This is a genomic window from Xanthomonas albilineans (assembly GCF_002939705.1).
Lineage (GTDB): Bacteria > Pseudomonadota > Gammaproteobacteria > Xanthomonadales > Xanthomonadaceae > Xanthomonas_A > Xanthomonas_A albilineans.
Map to the genome: position 1 here is coordinate 1 of NZ_MDCB01000040.1, position 3,855 is coordinate 3,855.

Annotated in this window: 2 protein-coding genes; both read right to left on the reverse strand. The window is 69.1% G+C overall.

Annotated features, from left to right (window positions below; all coding sequences use genetic code 11):
• Positions 1 to 1,995 (reverse strand): two-partner secretion domain-containing protein (locus XalbCFBP2523_RS15480; protein ID WP_146084127.1); only part of this gene is annotated, 1,995 nt, incomplete at its 3' end.
• A gap of 21 nt (positions 1,996 to 2,016) precedes the next feature.
• Positions 2,017 to 3,759, reverse strand: coding sequence for a ShlB/FhaC/HecB family hemolysin secretion/activation protein (locus XalbCFBP2523_RS15485; protein WP_045766107.1), 1,743 nt, complete (start codon positions 3,757 to 3,759; stop codon positions 2,017 to 2,019).
• Between the last annotated feature and the right edge of the window lie 96 nt (positions 3,760 to 3,855).

Genomic DNA, 3,855 nt, shown 5'->3' on the forward strand with positions numbered 1-3,855 from the left:
GCCGCCGCGGTTGTCCAGGCTGTCGGCTTGCACATCCAGCACGCTGGCGCTCGCCGTGGCGGCGCGATGGTCGATGCTGCCGGCACGCCAGACCAGCGCGCCCGGCGTGGCGATCTGCCCGCCGGCACCGGACCAGTTCTGCGCGGTCAGGCTCAGCCCTTGAGTGCCGCTGTGGGCGATGCGCCCATTGACGTTGACCACCGTCTGCGCATCCAGTTGCCACGCCGCCGCATTGCTGGACAGCACGCCGCCAGTGTTGTCCAGCAGGCCCTGCACGTGCCAGGCGGTCGCATCGCTGCCGCCGTGGCGCAGGCTGCCGCCTTGGTTACTCAACGACGCCGCGTTCAGGCCCAGCGCGTTGGCCACGTCCAGATGCCCCTGGTCGTTGACCAGCGCACCGAGCTGCAAATCCGCATCGCCGTACACTGCCAGGGTGCCGGCCTGGTTGCGCAGGTCCCCGCGCACGCTCAACGCGGCCACGCCCAGGCGTCCGCCGCTGTTGTCCAGCCCGGCGGCCACCGACACGGCGATCGGGCCGGCGCCATCGATGCGCCCGCCGTCGTTATCGAGCGCACCGGTAACGGTCAACAAGCCTGGGGCCAGGGGCGCACCGGCCGTGGTTTGGCCGCTGCCGGCGTTCGGCGTCGTGCCGCTGCTGGCCGTGTTGCCAGCGCCGCCGGTGTCCGTGCTCGTCCCTGTGCCAGGGCCGGGCGCAGGCGTGTTCCCTTGCCCGTCGCTACCGGGCACCGTGCCCAGGCTGCCTTGCGTGCGGTTGCTCAGGCTGCCGGCGTTCACTCCCAGCGCCTGCATGCCGGTCTGCTCGATCTTGCCACCCTGGTTGCGCAACGTCGCTGCCGCGATCTGCAAGCGCTGCGCGTTGAGCGTGCCGCCGCGGTTGTCCACATCCGCGGCGGTGCTGACCTGCAAGGTGCCACGCGCACTGACCACGCCGGCATTGGCGATGCCGCCACTGGCCGCGATCTGCGTGTCCTGCTGCGATTGCAGCGCACCGCTGTTCTCCAGACGGCCATCCACCGTCACCACCAGTTCGCCCGCCTGCGCACCCAGATTGCCCGCGTTGCGCACGCCCACGCCATGCTCGTTACCGATCAACCAGATCTTGTTGGCGAACATGCCGCCCAGCGCCCCGACATCCAGCGCGAACGCCGGCGCCGCGCCGCTGGCCGCCTGCGCGGTGATCTGGTGCTGGTCGGCGCTGACCACGTTGCTGCCGAGTACCGCCTGTACTTGATTGGCCCAGATCCCCGCGTTGATCTGCACCGCACGCGCCAGCAGGCCAGTGTAGTCGGCGCCACGGCTGTCCAAGCCGGCGCCCATGATCTGGATCGTCCCGCCACTCACCCGATACCCATCCAGCGCGCCGTTGGAGACCAGCGGCGTGCCGGTGGTCAGCGTGACCCGGCTGGCGTTGAGGAAGCCGCCGCCATCGACCTGGATGCCCGCCGGATTGGCGATAACCACTTCCGCGCGTGCGCCGGCCACTTCCACGTAGCCCCCCAGGTGGCTGACCGGCCCGTTGACCTCGTTGAGGATCACCTTGGCACCGGTGGACAGCCACGGATTGCCCTGCACCCAGCCGCCCAGTTGGGTCTGGCTCTGCACGGGGGAGTTGTTGAGGATCGCCCCCTGCCCGCCCACGTCGAACTGGCTGTAGTTGTTGCGCGACACCCCCGCTGCCGAGGGCGTGGTGATGTTCACCAACGGCACGCCATTGGCGGCGTTGAGCACCGTCGGGCGCTGCGCGCCGGGTGCAGTGGGATCGCCCACGATGCGCCCGGCCGACTGCGCCTGCACCGCACCGGACACCCCCACCCCTGCCAGCACCCAGCACAGCGCCCAGCACAAGTGGGTCATCCGTGTCGGGCCCGCGTCCGCGCCGCGCAACGCACTGCCCGCCGGGCGGCGCACCTGTTCCGAAGCGACCTGCCACACGCGCAGAGCCCGGTTGAACACCAGTCGATAGATGCGATTCATGTCACTGCTCCTTGTGAGCGCTTAGAGGTGCCAGGTCAGGCTGACGCCGAACGTGCTGTAGGACGTAGGAAAATGTGGCGGCGTGTTTAGGGGGGCGCCGACGAAGCCCTCCACGCTGACGTGCGACCAATTGCCGCGCAGGCCCAGCGCTAGGCCGGCCAGGTCCTGGCCCGTCTGCAAGCGCGCCGACGGCCCCCCGATCCGCCCGGTATCGGCGGCCAGATAGGCTTCCAGGCCGCTGCCCAGCACCAGGCCCAGTTCGTTGCGCAGCAGCCAGCCGCGCTCGCCGCTGAGCGTCACTTCCCCATCGAAGCCGCGCACCGTGTAGCGCCCGCCGATGGCAAACCGGTCCTGCGGCGACAGCGGCGTGCGGTTCCACTGTCCACGCCAGGCCGCGGTGTAGCGCAGGCGCTGGGTGCCCAGCTGGAACGGCACCACCAATTGCGCATCGGCCAGGATCAAGGCCATCCGCGAGGTCCCGTCCAGCGGCAACTGCGGAGCAAAGGCGTGCGCGCGCTCCTCCGGCGAACGCAACGCGCCGAACGCGCCGGTGCCGCGACGATAGGCCACACTGCCATCCAGCGTGGCCTTGCCCAGGAACTGCCGATCGGTCAGCCCCAGTTCCCAGCCGGCGGTGCGCCGACGTTGCACCAGGATCTCGGTGTCGTCGATGGCGCTATTGGATTGCCGCCACCAGCCACGTCCATACAGGCCGATCTTGGTCGTGGCATTGCGCAACAGCAGGCGATCCACACGCGCTTCGGCATTGCGGCTACGGCCGCTGTAGTCGTAGGTCTGGGTGGCCCCGGCGACCGGCTGGACGTAGTCGTAGGCGCTGGCGGTCACGCCGAACAGCCAGTAGCCGTAGGGGACATCGTAATGCGCCGTCCAACTGTCGGTGGACTTGCCCGCCGCGTTGAACACGCCCTTGCCCAGGCTCACGTAGAACAGGTCGTTCAAGCGCAACGGGTTATCCAGCGACAGCGTGCCGTTGGCCTGCATCTTGCCGGTCGCCTGGCTGCCGGCATCGTCCAGGCTCAGGCTGGCGCGCAGGCGCCGATGCTGCTGCCAAGCAATGGCCAGGTCGCTCTCGCCCGGCCCAACGCCCGCGCCCTGCGCCGGGGCGATCTGGATGTCCGCCGTCACCGTCGGCACGCGCTGGAAGTTCTCCAGGCCTTGTTCGATATCGCGCAGATTGAGCAGCGCCCCGCTACGCGTGGGCACCGCGTTCCGCACCGAGGCATGTGCCGTCGCCGGCGCAGTGAAGCCCACCGCGTGGACGTAACCGGGCACCAGCGATAGCCGCAAGGTCCCGCCGGTCAGATCCTGCGGCGCCGCCAGCACCCGCGTGGTCACATAGCCACGCGCGATCACCGCGTTCTGCACCCGTGTCATCACCAGGTTGATGCCCTCGGTGCCCAAGCAGCGCCCGGTCGCCGGATCCTGCGGCGGATCGGCCGCCTTCAACGCCCAAGCAAACGCCTTGGCCTGCGTGCCATCGAGCACGATGTGGCGGATCCGGAAACACGGCGACTCCTGGGCCGGCAGGCGTTGCACCCCATCGGCAGGCCCCGCTTGCAGCCGCACATCCGGCCGGGCCTCCTGCTGCGCGCGCAACACCCGTTCGCGCTCTTGCTGCAGCAGCAACTGCTGCGCCGCCGGATCGCTTGCCTGTTGCGCCAACACCGGCGCCCCAACTCCTGCCAACAAGGCAAGACACCACTTGGCGCGACGATGCGCCATCCCCTTCCTGCGAATATCCATCTATGGATGAAGCGCTCCAGCTCAGTGACAAGATAAAACAACAACCGAGCCTGCGCCGGTCCCATTTGTCTACATAAGACTATCCGTGAAGCTGAC

Excerpts from the sequence above, each read along its gene's own strand:
- XalbCFBP2523_RS15485 (WP_045766107.1), bottom strand. The coding sequence starts at position 3,759 with ATGGATATTCGCAGGAAGGGGATGGCGCATCGTCGCGCCAAGTGGTGT.